The sequence below is a fragment of the Polynucleobacter arcticus genome (genome assembly GCF_013307205.1).
GTDB lineage: Bacteria > Pseudomonadota > Gammaproteobacteria > Burkholderiales > Burkholderiaceae > Polynucleobacter > Polynucleobacter arcticus.
On sequence record NZ_CP028940.1, the window covers coordinates 1,915,981 to 1,930,124 of the forward strand.

At 47.5% G+C, this 14,144-nt stretch carries 10 protein-coding genes; 4 read left to right on the forward strand and 6 right to left on the reverse strand.

What is annotated here, in order from left to right; all coding sequences use genetic code 11:
• Positions 1-35 precede the first annotated feature (35 nt).
• The 4 genes from DN92_RS09660 to DN92_RS09675 are packed head-to-tail and all read right to left on the reverse strand — an operon-like array spanning position 36 to position 5,995.
• The gene (locus DN92_RS09660) at positions 36-938 is read right to left on the reverse strand and encodes a Tim44 domain-containing protein (protein ID WP_173961033.1); all 903 of its coding nucleotides are present in this window, start codon (positions 936-938) and stop codon (positions 36-38) included.
• 56 nt (positions 939-994) lie between these two features.
• Complete coding sequence (gene ubiE / locus DN92_RS09665) at positions 995-1,738, reverse strand: bifunctional demethylmenaquinone methyltransferase/2-methoxy-6-polyprenyl-1,4-benzoquinol methylase UbiE (RefSeq protein ID WP_173961034.1); 744 nt, start codon at positions 1,736-1,738, stop codon at positions 995-997.
• Between the two features lie 25 nt (positions 1,739-1,763).
• Complete coding sequence (locus DN92_RS09670) at positions 1,764-2,153, reverse strand: gamma-butyrobetaine hydroxylase family protein (protein WP_173961035.1); 390 nt, start codon at positions 2,151-2,153, stop codon at positions 1,764-1,766.
• Positions 2,153-5,995: a DUF3683 domain-containing protein gene (locus DN92_RS09675; RefSeq protein WP_173961036.1), complete on the reverse strand. Its 3,843-nt coding sequence runs from the start codon at positions 5,993-5,995 to the stop codon at positions 2,153-2,155. Before DN92_RS09675 ends, DN92_RS09670 begins: the two co-directional genes overlap by 1 nt.
• A gap of 133 nt (positions 5,996-6,128) precedes the next feature.
• On the opposite strand from DN92_RS09675, the gene ilvA reads away from it, so the two are divergent.
• The 3 genes from ilvA to queF are packed head-to-tail and all read left to right on the forward strand — an operon-like array spanning position 6,129 to position 9,413.
• Entirely contained in the window at positions 6,129-7,649 is a 1,521-nt protein-coding gene (gene ilvA, locus DN92_RS09680) for a threonine ammonia-lyase, biosynthetic (protein ID WP_173961037.1), read from the forward strand.
• Positions 7,650-7,677: 28 nt separating this feature from the next.
• On the forward strand, positions 7,678-8,586 hold the full coding sequence (locus tag DN92_RS09685) for a 5'-nucleotidase (RefSeq protein WP_173961038.1): 909 nt from the start codon (positions 7,678-7,680) through the stop codon (positions 8,584-8,586).
• Positions 8,586-9,413: an NADPH-dependent 7-cyano-7-deazaguanine reductase QueF gene (queF, locus tag DN92_RS09690; protein ID WP_173961039.1), complete on the forward strand. Its 828-nt coding sequence runs from the start codon at positions 8,586-8,588 to the stop codon at positions 9,411-9,413. Before DN92_RS09685 ends, queF begins: the two co-directional genes overlap by 1 nt.
• 73 nt (positions 9,414-9,486) lie before the next feature.
• Here the strand turns inward: queF and ssb are convergent, their stop codons facing one another.
• Together ssb and DN92_RS09700 are read right to left on the reverse strand one after the other, a co-directional pair.
• Positions 9,487-9,942 carry a single-stranded DNA-binding protein gene (gene ssb / locus DN92_RS09695; RefSeq protein WP_173961040.1) on the reverse strand — a complete coding sequence of 152 codons (456 nt, stop codon included), beginning with the start codon at positions 9,940-9,942 and terminating at the stop codon, positions 9,487-9,489.
• A 74-nt stretch (positions 9,943-10,016) separates the two neighbouring features.
• Complete coding sequence (locus tag DN92_RS09700; protein ID WP_173961041.1) at positions 10,017-11,207, reverse strand: MFS transporter; 1,191 nt, start codon at positions 11,205-11,207, stop codon at positions 10,017-10,019.
• A gap of 37 nt (positions 11,208-11,244) precedes the next feature.
• Here DN92_RS09700 and uvrA point away from each other — a divergent pair, with 37 nt between their 5' ends.
• Entirely contained in the window at positions 11,245-14,136 is a 2,892-nt protein-coding gene (gene uvrA, locus DN92_RS09705) for an excinuclease ABC subunit UvrA (RefSeq protein WP_173961042.1), read from the forward strand.
• Positions 14,137-14,144: the final 8 nt, after the last annotated feature.

The window sequence follows — 14,144 nt, forward strand, 5'->3', positions numbered from 1 at the left end:
ACAAGTGCGGGCTTTCAGTGGAAAGTACCTTAAGCTTAAACTAACTGGGAGATACCCGCCAGTACCCAGCCACCAGGGCCAGCTACAGGCTTACTGAGGTTCCACACTTCAGAGAAATTATTTGCTTGTGCACCAGCTTGCTCACGAATCATGCCGGTGAACTGCACGCTGCAGTAATACGTATTATCAGCCGTCTCAATTCCGATTAATTGCGCATTGAGTGTCACCACGTCAGTTTGATTAGCAGCATCAGCCCGACCTGAGAGATCTTGCTCGATCGTGGCGAACATCTCAGGAGTGGTGTACTCACGCAATGCAGCTAAATCACCTTGATCCCATGCTTTTTGCAGACCCGAGAAATATTGTTTAGCATTTTCTAAAAATGCGTATTCATCAAAGCCTGGCGGCAAAGTGGATTGATATGGGGCAGGCTCCGCCGCAACGCCGGCAAAAGCATTTGACGCAGGCGTAAACGCTGGCTCTTGTCTTGGTGCCTGGTCTAGATTGGCACGCTGCATTCCCTGTGAACCCACTTGAGGACCTTTGTTAGCGCCAGATAAAGCGGGCATGAGTCTTCTCATCACAAACATGATGACAAATCCAGCAAGAACCGCGATTAATAACCCAGTAATTAAGGACGATGCGGCCTCACCCATACCCAAATGGGACAAGAGGTAGCCGATGCCTAAACCTGCGGCTAAGCCGCCTAAGATACCGCCCATACCGCCAAAGCGGCTAGGTGCAGCAGCCGGTGCTGGTGCAGGTGCAGCAGCTGGCTGAGCTTGCTTCTGTACAGGTGCAGCCTGTTTTTGCATTGGCGCACTTGGTGCCTTACCAACACTTTTGCCACCACCTAAGCGCGCCGCATCCACGTGCCCGACAGATGCAAATACCAAACTCAGGCTTAAGAGCGCTGCTTTAAAAAATTGCTTATTCATATTTTGATCCCCTATAGAACAACTCGAATTCTGGACTACTAAAAGCTACTAATTCATTAGTATTTAATACCAATATGCAGCGCAACGATACCCCCAGTCATTCTATGGGTATCCACTTCATCAAAACCCACCCCCAACATGATTTCTTTAAGGGCATGGGCATCTGGATGCATCCGAATAGACTCCGCCAAATAGCGATAACTCTCAGAATCTTGAGCAATTTTCTCACCCAGCCAAGGCAGCACTTTGAATGAGTAGGTGTCATAGACTGGCTGCAAAAAAGCATCTGGCTGAGAGAATTCCAGCACCAATACTCTACCCCCCGGCTTAATCACGCGACGCATCTCTGCCAGGGCCACATCCTTGTGGGTCATATTACGCAAACCAAATGCCACTGTGACGACATCGAAGTGGTTATCGGGAAAGGGAATTTGTTCTGCATCAAACTGAACACAAGGTAAGGCCAGGCCACTGTCTAAAAGTCGGTCTCGTCCAACCCCCAGCATGGAGGCATTGATATCACTCAACCATACCTGTGCTTCGGCATTGTGTCCCCAGCCCGCTGCTCGTGCAAATGCCGCAGCCAGATCGCCTGTACCACCCGCAATATCCAACACTTTTTGACCGGGGCGCACTTGTGCACGTGCAATAGTCACCTTCTTCCACAAACGGTGAAGGCCAAATGACATCAAGTCATTCATGACATCGTATTTGCTGGCTACAGAATGAAATACTTCTGCGACCTTACCCGCTTTTTCAGCCTCATCAACGCTCTGGTATCCAAAATGGGTCTTACTCATATTTTTTACTTTACTGAAATCACGACTAATGACTACCGCAAGACTTTCCACCAGCAATACTCATTGGCGCATCTCGATCAAGACCAGCAGCAGCTAATTTATCTAAATGCTCTTTCCACAAGGCCTCGTGGTTCTCGCATAAAAATTGCAAGAAATCCCAGGAGTACAAACCGGAATCATGCCCATCAGAGAAAGAAGGCTTCAGAGCGTAATGCCCCACTGGCTCAATATTCGCAATCAGTACCTCACGCTTACCGGTTTGCAAAGTCTCTTGCCCAGGGCCGTGACCCTGCACTTCAGCAGAAGGTGACACCACTCTTAAGAATTCAAATGGGAGGCGATAGGTTTTGCCATTCTCATAAGCGAGCTCTAGCACTTTTGATTGTTGATGAACAACAATATTGCTTGGGATCATTAAACTAATACCCTTTCAATCCCGCCTTGATTGGCCTTAGCGACATACTCTTGCATCCAATCAGGACCTAATATTTTTTGCGCCATTTCAACCACAATGTAGTCGGCAGTAGTACCGCTATCCGCATCAAAACGGGTGAGGCCCTGTAGGCAAGATGGGCAGCTCGTCAAGACCTTCACATCGCCAGTGAAGTCGTCTTTACGTAATTCATTGGCGCCCTTCTCCATTTCAATCTGTTTACGGAATCGCACCTGCGTAGAGATATCTGGTCGTGTTACCGCAAGCGTTCCAGATTCACCACAGCAACGATCATTCTTCTGAATGACCGTGCCATCCTCCGACTGAATAAGCTCATTGACCGTCTTGAGTGGATCTTGCAACTTCATGGGTGAGTGACATGGATCGTGATACATGTACTTCACGCCGGTCACGTTGGCAAGCTTGACACCCTTCTCCAGCAAATACTCATGAATATCAATGATGCGACAACCAGGGAAGATCTGCTCAAATTGGTAGCCCGCTAACTGGTCGTAGCAAGTTCCGCAAGAAACCACCACCGTCTTAATATCTAAATAATTTAAGGTATTCGCAACCCGATGGAAGAGGACACGATTGTCCGTAATCATCTTGTCGGCTTTGTCAAAATCACCATTCCCACGTTGCGGATATCCACAACAGAGGTAGCCTGGCGGTAATACCGTTTGAACTCCCACATTCCACAACATCGCTTGGGTTGCTAATCCCACTTGTGAGAACAGGCGCTCTGAACCGCAACCCGGGAAATAAAATACGGCTTCCGTATCCGCAGAGGTAGTTTTTGGGTCCCGAATAATCGGTACGTAATTTGCATCCTCAATATCTAAAAGTGCACGAGCCGTTTTCTTAGGCAAGTTACCAGGCATCTTCTTATTCACAAAGAAAATCACCTGCTCTTTAATATTCGGCTTAGTGACTGTAGCTGGTGGGTGCGCAGTTTGTTTGCGCGCCAACTTCCGGAATACATCATTACCCAAGCGTTGAAGCTTGTAACCCCAACCAATCATCGTCTTGCGGACTAAGTTGATAGTATCTGGATCGGTGGCGTTCAAGAACAACATCGATGCTGCCGTTCCCGGATTAAAGCGTTGCTGCCCCATCTTGCGCAACAAGTTACGCATATTCATGGTGACTTCACCGAAGTCAATGTTGACAGGGCAAGGGGTTAAGCACTTATGACATATGGTGCAATGCGCCGCCACATCATCAAACATCTCCCAATGGCGAATCGAAACGCCACGACGAGTCTGTTCTTCATACAAGAAAGCTTCGATCAAGGAAGAAGTGGCCAAAATTTTATCGCGGGGGCTGTACAGCAAATTCGCCCGAGGCACATGGGTAGAGCAGACTGGCTTGCACTTACCGCAGCGCAAGCAATCTTTCACGCTATCCGCAATCGCACCGATATCACTTTGCTGCATGATGATGGACTCGTGCCCCATCAAGCCAAAACTCGGGGTGTAGGCAATGCTGAGATCAGCATGCGGCATTAATTTGCCTTTGTTGAAACGACCCTCAGGATCAACGCGATTTTTGTAAGCACGAAAATCTTTGAGCTCCGCCTCAGTCAAATATTCGAGTTTTGTGATGCCGATACCATGCTCACCAGAAATCACGCCATCTAAGGAGCGCGCTAATTTCATAATCCGAGCAACTGCGCGATGTGCATCTTGCAACATCTCGTAATCATCTGAGTTCACCGGAATATTGGTATGAACGTTGCCATCACCAGCATGCATATGTAGCGCTACAAAAACGCGTTTGCGTAAAGTAGTTTTATGAATCGCCTCTAGTTCATTGAGGATGGGCTCAAATGCTAAGCCACCAAAAATAATTCTGAGCTCAGCACGCACTTCTGTCTTCCAAGAAGCGCGCAGAGTGTAATTCTGCAGGTCCGGAAAGTACATATCCATCCGCGTGAGCCAGTCGGACCAGCGCATACGCACTCTTGCAATCAGTTCAAGCGCTTGCTGAACACGATCACCCAAAATTTCAGCTGTCGGGATTTCATAATCTTCAGCAGCTGCCTTACCTAATGGCAGTGCACTCTTTTTTAAGAAGGTCTCGAGACTATCCAAAACCTGTAATTTATTCTTGAGGGAAAGTTCAATATTGATACGCTCAATACCGTTGGTGTACTCGCCCATGCGCGGCAATGGAATCACCACGTCTTCATTGATCTTAAAAGCATTGGTATGGCGAGCAATCGCAGCAGTGCGAGCACGATCTAACCAAAACTTCTTGCGAGCTTCTGCGCTAACAGCGACAAAGCCCTCGCCCACACGGTTATTGGCCATGCGCACGACTTCACTTGTTGCCGCAGCCACAGCCTCTTCATCATCACCGGCAATATCACCAATCAAAACCATCTTGGGCATAGCATTACGTTTGGACTTAGTGGAATATCCAACTGCTCTTAAATAACGATCATCCAAGTGCTCCAAACCAGCCAAAATAGGGCCGCCATTTTTGGTTAGGCCATCAAGATAAGCTTTAATTTCAACAATGCTCGGAATCGCTTCTTGTGCTTGACCAAAAAACTCTAGGCAAACAGTCCGCATGTATTTGGGCATGCGATGCAAGATCCAAGTAGCACTGGTAATTAATCCATCACAGCCTTCTTTTTGAACGCCGGGTAGGCCTGATAAAAACTTATCAGTCACATCTTTACCAAGGCCTTCTTTACGAAAGCGCTTACCCTCTACCTCAAGAATTTCCGTTTTCAGAATGCGCTCGCCTGGTTCGCTCAAACCATCAGACCAAGTAAGTTGAAAGCGTACTGTTTCAGCTACGTGGATTTTTCCCAGATTGTGATCAAGACGTTCAACATCCAACCAGTTACCTTCTGGATCCACCATGCGCCAGCTAGCCAAGTTATCCAAGGCTGTACCCCAGAGAACCGCCTTCTTACCGCCGGCATTCATGGCGATGTTGCCACCAATACAGCTGGCATCAGCAGAGGTGGGGTCAACTGCAAACACCAAGCCAACACGCTCTGCAGCATCTGCGACTCTACGTGTGACTACACCGGCACCTGTAAAGATGGTTGAAACTTCATGAGCCACGCCTGGCAAACGCTTTGCCTTGACGTTATCAATCTGCTCCAGCTTCTCAGTGTTGATGACTGCTGACATGGCATATAGAGGAATAGCGCCACCGGTATAACCTGTGCCACCTCCACGCGGAATAATTGTCAGACCTAATGCAATACAGGCCTTCACCAATCCCGGAATTTCCGATTCGTAATCCGGCTTAAGAACCACGAGTGGAAACTCAACACGCCAATCAGTGGCGTCGGTTACGTGTGCTGCGCGAGAAAAGCCATCAAAACAAATATTGTCAGAGGCAGTAATACGGCCAAGCTCCTTACGCGCACGCTTACGAATCTCGGTCACTTCTTTAAAGCCCTGCTCGAAACTCTCAACCGCTTGATGCGCTGCCTTTAATAAGATCTGTACTTGCTCAGCTGACTCGCCACTTGATCTTTTCTTCACTTCGCCAAGGCGATGCCACAGCGCGTCAATTAATAACTGACGGCGATTGGCGCTATCTAATAGGTCATCTTGCAGGAAGGGGTTACGTTGAACCACCCAAATATCACCCAATACCTCGAATAACATGCGAGCTGAACGACCAGTACGACGCACTCCGCGCAAATCATTCAAAACGCGCCATGACTCCTCGCCCAGAAGGCGAATCACAATTTCACGGTCGGAAAAAGAGGTGTAGTTGTAGGGGATTTCGCGAAGGCGAGGTGAACCCGCTTCAGCATCTAACAACTGGTTCAAAGCTAATGGAGCGTTCATAACATCATATTTAATAAATACGCATTTTAATTGAGGATCTTGATATTGGCAGGAATCTAAGAAAGATGTTGGTTGAGGGGATAAACCCTTGCAAATTTAAGGGCTTAGAGCCTATTCATGGTACGCTCATCGCATGGCAACGAACTATTTAAAGAAAATTTTATCGGCCCGAGTCTACGATGTGGCCAGGGAAACAGAGCTTCAAGTAGCCCCCGAACTCACTAAACGCTTAGGTAACCAAGTTTTACTCAAAAGGGAAGATAACCAGCCGGTTTTCTCCTTCAAACTGCGTGGTGCCTATAACAAAATGGCGCATTTGCCTCCAGAAGCCCTAAAACGAGGCGTCATTGCTGCTTCTGCAGGCAATCATGCTCAAGGTGTGGCCCTAGCAGCAGCAAAAATGAAGTGCAAAGCGGTTATCGTGATGCCCCTCACTACCCCGAGTGTCAAAATTGATGCCGTTAAGGCGCGTGGTGGGCCCTGGGTGGAGGTGATCCTGCATGGCGAATCCTATAGCGATGCCTTCAAATACTCTGAACTTTTAGAGAAAAAACGGGGTTTAACCTTTGTCCACCCTTTTGACGACCCAGACGTCATTGCGGGACAAGGCACGATTGCCCTAGAAATTTTTCAGCAGCACCAAGAGCCAATCGAGGCTATTTTTGTAGCCATTGGTGGTGGTGGCTTAATTGCTGGCATTGGCGAATACGTCAAAGCAGTCAGTCCTAAAACCAAGGTGATCGGCGTTCAGTCAGTAGATTCGGATGCAATGAGAAGATCTCTCGAAGCCAATAAACGTATCGAAATGAAAGATGTCGGCCTCTTTTCAGATGGCACTGCAGTCAAGCAAGTTGGCAAAGAAACTTTCCGGATTTGCAAACGTGTTGTGGATGACATTATCACTGTCGATACTGACGAGATTTGTGCTGCGATTAACGACGTGTTTACTGATACGCGAAGCATTCTGGAGCCTGCTGGTGCCCTAGCTATTGCCGGCATGAAGAAATATGTGGAAAAACATCGACTGAAAAAGAAAACTTTGGTGGCCATTGCTTGTGGCGCCAATATGAATTTCAGTCGCTTGCGCTTTGTGGCTGAGCGAGCTGACGTTGGCGAATTCCGCGAAGCTGTGTTTGCCGTCACTATTCCTGAGGAGCGCGGCTCCTTCAAACGTTTTTGTGAACTGCTCGGCAATCGCAACGTAACGGAATTTAACTATCGCATCGCTGACCAAAGTGAAGCACATATTTTTGTCGGTATAGGTACACAAAAAGCAGCTGACAGCACAGCCATTGCAAAGAACTTCCGCAAGGCAAAATTTGCCACGATCGACCTGACCCATGATGAGTTAGCAAAATCCCACTTACGCCACATGGTGGGTGGTCGTTCATCACTTGCTAAAGATGAATTGCTCTACCGCTTTGAATTTCCGGAGCGTCCAGGCGCCCTCATGAAGTTCCTGACCAGCATGGCACCCAATTGGAATATCAGTCTTTTTCATTATCGTAATCACGGCGCCGACTATGGTCGTATCTTGATTGGCCTACAAGTGCCTAAAAATGAACAGAAGCGATTCCAGAACTTTTTGGCCTCACTTGGCTACCCCCATTGGAATGAAACTGAAAACCCCGCTTATCGTCTATTCCTTAAATAAGCGTTAATACATCAGATCGAATTCATTAATGTCATACACACTCACCGGAAAACTCGTCGTTGCGATCTCCTCGCGCGCCTTGTTTGATTTCGAAGAAGAGAATCGTATCTTCGAATCTACTGATGACAGCGCCTATATGAAGCTGCAATTGGACCGCCTGTCTGAAGCTGCACAGACTGGCGTTGCATTTCCATTGGTGAAGAAGTTACTAGCTTTTAATGAAGAAGGTGAGCAACGCGTTGAAGTAGTGATCTTGTCGCGCAATGATCCTGTTAGCGGTTTACGAGTCTTCCGCTCTGCTGAGCATCATGGCTTACATCTAGAGCGTGGCGTATTCACAAGAGGCCGACCGCCCTATCACTACCTACGATCTTTGCATGCCAACTTATTTCTCTCGGCTAATGAAGATGATGTACGCGCCACCATTGATGCGGGCTTTCCTGCGGCGCGCGTGTATCCAGAATCGAGTAAGACGGCAGAGTCTCATCCGAATGAAATCCGCATTGCCTTTGACGGAGATGCAGTGCTCTTTTCAGATGAAGCCGAGCAAGTATTCCAAAGTGAAGGCTTAGTTGCCTTTGTAGATCATGAAAGCAAGAAAGCTGCCATCCCCTTGCCGCCGGGTCCATTCAAGCCATTGCTAGAGGCGTTACATCGCTTACAACGCTCCACTAGCGAAAAAGGTATGCGCATACGTACCGCCTTGGTTACTGCGCGCTCTGCACCTGCACATGAGCGCGCCATTCGTACTCTCATGGCTTGGGGTATTGATGTGGATGAAGCCATGTTTCTTGGTGGACTCTCTAAAAGCGAATTCTTGCGCGAGTTTGAGCCGGACTTCTTCTTTGATGATCAAACGGGTCACTGCCAATCTGCTGCATCCGTAGCGCCCACAGGTCACGTCGTCTCTGGTGTATCTAATAAACCCAAAAACTAATGTCTACACTCACTCTTGGTCAAGCAACGCCATATCCAGATCAATACGATCCAAGCCTGCTATTTCCCATTCCGCGCGCTGAAAATCGCCTCAAGTTAAATATCCAAGCAAATCAAGCCTTGCCATTTGTCGGCGTGGATATTTGGAATGCCTTTGAGCTCAGCTGGCTCAATAAAAAAGGCAAGCCCCAAATTGCATTAGCGGAATTTCAGATTCCGGCAGACTCGGTCAACATGATTGAGTCTAAATCATTCAAGCTGTATCTTAATAGCTTCAATAGCGCTCGCTTTGAGGATGAGACTGAAGTTCGAGAAAGATTAATTACTGATTTATCAGCAGTAGCTGGCAGCAAAATTGCTACGCGCATTAATCCAACTGAAAGCATTGCCAAAAAAGGTATGCAAGAAATGAGCGGGGTCCTGATGGATCGCCTTGATATTGAGGTTGATCCCAACTTACCTGCAGATCCGAGCTTGCTGGGAGTGAACGAATCCTTTGGTCCTATCGAGCAATGCTTGGTCTCGCATCTACTCAAATCCAATTGTCCGGTCACCGGTCAACCAGATTGGGCAAGTGTGCAAATTCGCTATCAAGGTCGCCCGATTTTGGAAGAGGGCTTGCTTCGTTACCTCATCGGCTTCAGACAATTGGGTGAATTTCATGAGCATTGTGTTGAAACTATTTTTTGCGACATCAAGCGGCAATGCAAACCAGAAAAGCTTTCTGTTTACGCGCGCTACACTCGCCGCGGCGGCCTAGACATCAACCCCTTCCGCACCGATCACAATGCACCCTGGCCTGACAACATTCGCCACGCAAGGCAGTAACAAAATCTACTGACAAAGAAAAAGCCCTTCTAAAAGGGCTTTTTACATGCAGCAATAGGAATGAATGTATTACTTAAAACGGAATATCGTCATCCATTGCGCCCAATGAAGCAGCATTTGAAGACGCTGGGGCAGATTGCTCAGCCGGCTTTGAGCGACTGTAGCTTTCACCACCATCACCACTGCCGCCTACTGGCTTGCCACCAAGCATTTGCATTGTTTCTGCAACGATCTCAGTGGAATATTTTTCTTGGCCACTAGCATCAGTCCATTTACGGGTACGCAAACGACCTTCTACATAAACCTGTGAACCCTTTTTGAGATATTGACCAGCGATCTCTGCAAGCTTGCCAAAGAATGCAACACGGTGCCATTCTGTGGTTTCTTTCATTTCACCAGACTGCTTATCTTTATAACGATCTGATGTCGCTACTGAAATATTGGTTACTGCGTCGCCACTTGGCATATAACGCGTTTCTGGGTCGCGCCCGACGTTACCTACGACGATGACCTTATTTACCGAAGCCATGTTGTCTCCCGAAGAAAAATGCTGCTGTTATTACTACTAAAAATAAACTACTCGTTTTAATTAAATCGTTGAAACTAAGGTGCTGTCTTTGGTGCTAGATCCTTTGAATCTATGGCTCTCGTTGGCATAGTACCCATTGACCAAGCAATTATAAGCCAGCATAAAAGTAGCGCTGCGCCCATCACAAAGACTGATACATCGCCGTGGCTATCCATCAGCCAACCCCCAATTACAGCCCCTGTAAAGAGACCAATTGACTGGGTGGTGTTGTAAACGCCCAGCGCAGTACCCTTAGACTCTTGAGCAAAACGAGAAACTAGTGAAGGCTGCAATGCTTCCAGCAAATTAAAACCAACGAAGTAAATCAATAAAGCAATAGCGATAGCAGTAATTGAATAGGCGCTTGTAAACACCAATTCAGCGATCAAGAGCAGCACAATCGCCACCAATAAAACCGTACGTAACTGCTCCTTCTTTTCACCAAAAATCAGAATCGGCGCCATCAAGAAAAAAGAAAGTAGTACTACCGGAAGATAAACCTGCCAGTGGGACGCCAATGGCAGACCTGCTTCCACCAATAAACGGGGCACCACCAGAAACATGGCGACTTGAGTAGCATGTAATACGAATACCCCCACATTTAAGCGCATTAACTCCGGACGCAAAAATACCTTCCTCAGGCTCGCTTGCAGTGCCCTAGGCTCGGGCTTCGTGCTGGGTAGAACGTAATAAGCAACAAACATCGCCCCAACCCCAAGGACTGCTAACACTACAAAAATGCCGCTCAAGCTAATTATGCGATAGATTGGGGCGGCAATAACCAGGGAAAGGGCAAACGAGAGGGCAATACTGCCTCCAACTAAGGCCATCGCACGGGTGCGCACTTGCTCCCGAGTCAAATCAGCGACCCAAGCGGAAATCGCTGCTGAAACAGCTCCAGCGCCCATTACTCCACGACCGATGGCGATCCACAAGAGATCGTCTTGGGCCGCACAAATCAACGCACCAGCTACAAATAAAGATAGACCCCACAAAACGACTGGTTTTCGACCAATTCGGTCGGAAAGACGACCTAAGGGGATGTAGAAGCAAGCCTGAACAATATTAAAGATTCCGAGGGTAAGACCCACCCAGAGGGCGTGCTCGCCACCAGGCAAGCCCCTCGCATGAATACTAAAAACAGGCAAAAGCAGAAATAAGCCCAACATACGGAGGCCAAAAATGCCCGCTAAGGCCAGAGTAGAGCGAAGTTCAGAAGGATTCATGGGAAAGAGCTATATTAACAAGTTACGCTAAAAAATCATGAATAACGAAATTAAGATCCGCGGTGCGCGCACGCACAACCTCAAAAATATCAATCTAGATATCCCTAGAGAGAAATTGGTCGTTTTGACTGGACTATCCGGCTCAGGCAAAAGCTCATTGGCTTTTGACACCTTGTATGCCGAAGGTCAACGTCGCTACGTAGAGTCTCTGTCTGCGTATGCCCGCCAGTTTTTGCAGTTAATGGAAAAGCCCGATGTCGATACGATTGAAGGGCTCTCTCCCGCAATCTCGATTGAGCAAAAAGCAACCAGCCACAATCCCCGCTCAACAGTAGGTACGGTCACAGAAATTCATGACTATCTACGTTTGTTATTTGCACGTGCTGGCACCCCGCACTGCCCAGAACACGATCTTCCCTTAGAAGCCCAAAGTGTTTCTCAAATGGTGGACACCGTTTTGGCAATGCCTGAAGATACCAAGCTCATGATTCTGGCTCCCGTAGTCAGCGAGCGTAAAGGGGAGTTTGTAGATTTATTCCAAGATCTCCAAGCTCAGGGCTTCGTTCGATTTCGTGTGCGCTCCGGTGGCGGCACAACCAATACCGCAAAAGCAGAGATTTTCGAAGTTGACCAATTACCCACACTCAAGAAAAACGAAAAGCATTCTATTGAAGTAGTGGTAGATCGCATTAAAGTTCGTCCGGATATTCAGCAGCGAGTCGCAGAATCTTTTGAGACTGCCCTACGCCTTGCTGATGGTAAAGCCATGATTGTCAATATGGATACCGGCAAAGAGATGATTTTCTCGAGCAAGTTTGCTTGTCCAGTCTGCTCTTACTCATTGCAGGAACTTGAGCCGCGTCTTTTCTCGTTTAATAATCCGATGGGTGCCTGCCCATCTTGTGACGGGCTAGGCCACCAGTCTTTCTTTGATCCAAAACGCATCGTTGCGCATCCTGACTTATCCCTAGCATCTGGCGCCATTAAAGGGTGGGATCGTCGCAATCAGTTTTACTTCAAGCTATTACAAACACTCGCAAAGCATGGTGGCTTTGATGTTGAGAAACCCTTTGAGACCCTGAATAAGAAACAGCAAGATCTTGTTTTATTAGGCTCAGGTGATATCACCATTCCTTTTGAATACATTAATGAGCGTGGCAAGAACAGTATTCGTGAACATGCCTTTGAAGGCATTGTTGCGAACTTCGAACGACGCTATCGCGAGACTGACTCTGCGACAGTTCGAGAAGAATTATCCCGCTATCAAAATATGCAGACCTGCCCAGAATGTAGCGGTAGTCGTTTACGTAAAGAGGCCCGCTTTGTTAAGGTAGGCGAAGGCAAACAATCTCGTGCTATTTATCAAATTAGTGCCCTGCCTTTAAAAGAAGCAAAAGAATATTTCGAAGTACTCGAGCTCAAAGGTGCCAAAAGAGAAATTGCCGATAAGATTGTTAAGGAGATTGGCTCGCGTCTGCGCTTCTTAAATGATGTAGGCTTGGACTACCTCTCATTAGAGCGCAGTGCGGATACGCTCTCTGGTGGTGAAGCCCAGCGTATTCGCTTAGCCTCCCAGATTGGCTCTGGCCTGACTGGTGTGATGTATGTGTTGGATGAACCATCCATTGGCTTACATCAACGTGATAATGATCGCCTCATTGGAACCTTGAAACATTTACGCGATTTAGGCAATAGCGTGCTGGTGGTTGAGCATGACGAAGATATGATTCGTGCTTCTGACTATGTCATTGATATTGGCCCTGGTGCCGGGATACATGGCGGCGAAGTAGTGGCCGAAGGCACACCAGCAGAAGTAGAAGCTAATCCTAAATCTTTGACAGGTGCTTATTTATCTGGTCGAGAGTGGATTGCTGTTCCCGAAAAACGTATCCCAGTTAATGACAAGTTCTTAGAAATCATTGGGGCACGTGGTAATAATTTGCAATCGGTTCACGCCAAAATTCCAGTCAGCTTATTGACCTGTGTCACTGGAGTGTCTGGATCAGGTAAATCCACGCTGATTAATGACACCCTACACCACGCAGTTGCAAAACATATCTATGGCTCGAATGCTGAGCCGGCAGCGCACGATGCCATCAAAGGCCTAGAGAACTTTGACAAGGTGATTAGCGTAGATCAATCCCCCATTGGTAGGACACCCCGCTCTAACCCAGCAACCTACACTGGATTATTTACGCCGATTAGAGAGCTCTTCTGCGGTGTTCCTGCTGCGCGTGAACGCGGCTATGAAGCTGGTCGCTTCTCTTTTAACGTTAAAGGTGGTCGCTGCGATGCCTGTGAGGGTGATGGCGTTATTAAAGTAGAAATGCATTTCTTACCTGACGTTTACGTACCGTGCGACGTTTGTCATGGCAAACGGTACAACCGCGAAACTTTGGACATTCGTTACAAAGGAAAAAATATTCATGAAGTGCTGTCGATGACTATCGAGCAAGCCCATGAGTTCTTTGAAGCAGTGCCCATCGTCAAACGTAAACTCAAAACTTTGCTGGATGTTGGCCTGGGTTATGTCAAGCTAGGCCAAAGCGCCACTACCTTATCGGGCGGTGAAGCGCAACGCGTCAAACTCTCACTAGAGCTTTCGAAACGCGACACCGGTAGAACTTTATATATTTTGGATGAGCCCACTACTGGTCTACATTTTCATGACATACAGCTGCTTTTAACAGTTTTACAAACCTTAAAAAAACAAGGTAATACGATCGTCATCATTGAACACAACTTAGATGTGATTAAGACTGCTGACTGGATTATTGACTTAGGGCCTAAGGGTGGCGCTGGTGGTGGACAAATTATTGCCACCGGTACGCCCGAAGAAGTTGCTAAAAATGAGGCTAGCTTTACCGGCCATTATCTGGCGCCACTGCTGGTTCGCAAACAAGCTGCCCCCGCTAAAAAGAAAAAATAATTCAAACT

Excerpts from the sequence above, each read along its gene's own strand:
- DN92_RS09660 (WP_173961033.1), bottom strand. The coding sequence starts at position 938 with ATGAATAAGCAATTTTTTAAAGCAGCGCTCTTAAGCCTGAGTTTGGTA.
- ubiE (WP_173961034.1), bottom strand. The coding sequence starts at position 1,738 with ATGAGTAAGACCCATTTTGGATACCAGAGCGTTGATGAGGCTGAAAAA.
- DN92_RS09670 (WP_173961035.1), bottom strand. The coding sequence starts at position 2,153 with ATGATCCCAAGCAATATTGTTGTTCATCAACAATCAAAAGTGCTAGAG.
- DN92_RS09675 (WP_173961036.1), bottom strand. The coding sequence starts at position 5,995 with ATGAACGCTCCATTAGCTTTGAACCAGTTGTTAGATGCTGAAGCGGGT.
- ilvA (WP_173961037.1), top strand. The coding sequence starts at position 6,129 with ATGGCAACGAACTATTTAAAGAAAATTTTATCGGCCCGAGTCTACGAT.
- DN92_RS09685 (WP_173961038.1), top strand. The coding sequence starts at position 7,678 with ATGTCATACACACTCACCGGAAAACTCGTCGTTGCGATCTCCTCGCGC.
- queF (WP_173961039.1), top strand. The coding sequence starts at position 8,586 with ATGTCTACACTCACTCTTGGTCAAGCAACGCCATATCCAGATCAATAC.
- ssb (WP_173961040.1), bottom strand. The coding sequence starts at position 9,942 with ATGGCTTCGGTAAATAAGGTCATCGTCGTAGGTAACGTCGGGCGCGAC.
- DN92_RS09700 (WP_173961041.1), bottom strand. The coding sequence starts at position 11,207 with ATGAATCCTTCTGAACTTCGCTCTACTCTGGCCTTAGCGGGCATTTTT.
- uvrA (WP_173961042.1), top strand. The coding sequence starts at position 11,245 with ATGAATAACGAAATTAAGATCCGCGGTGCGCGCACGCACAACCTCAAA.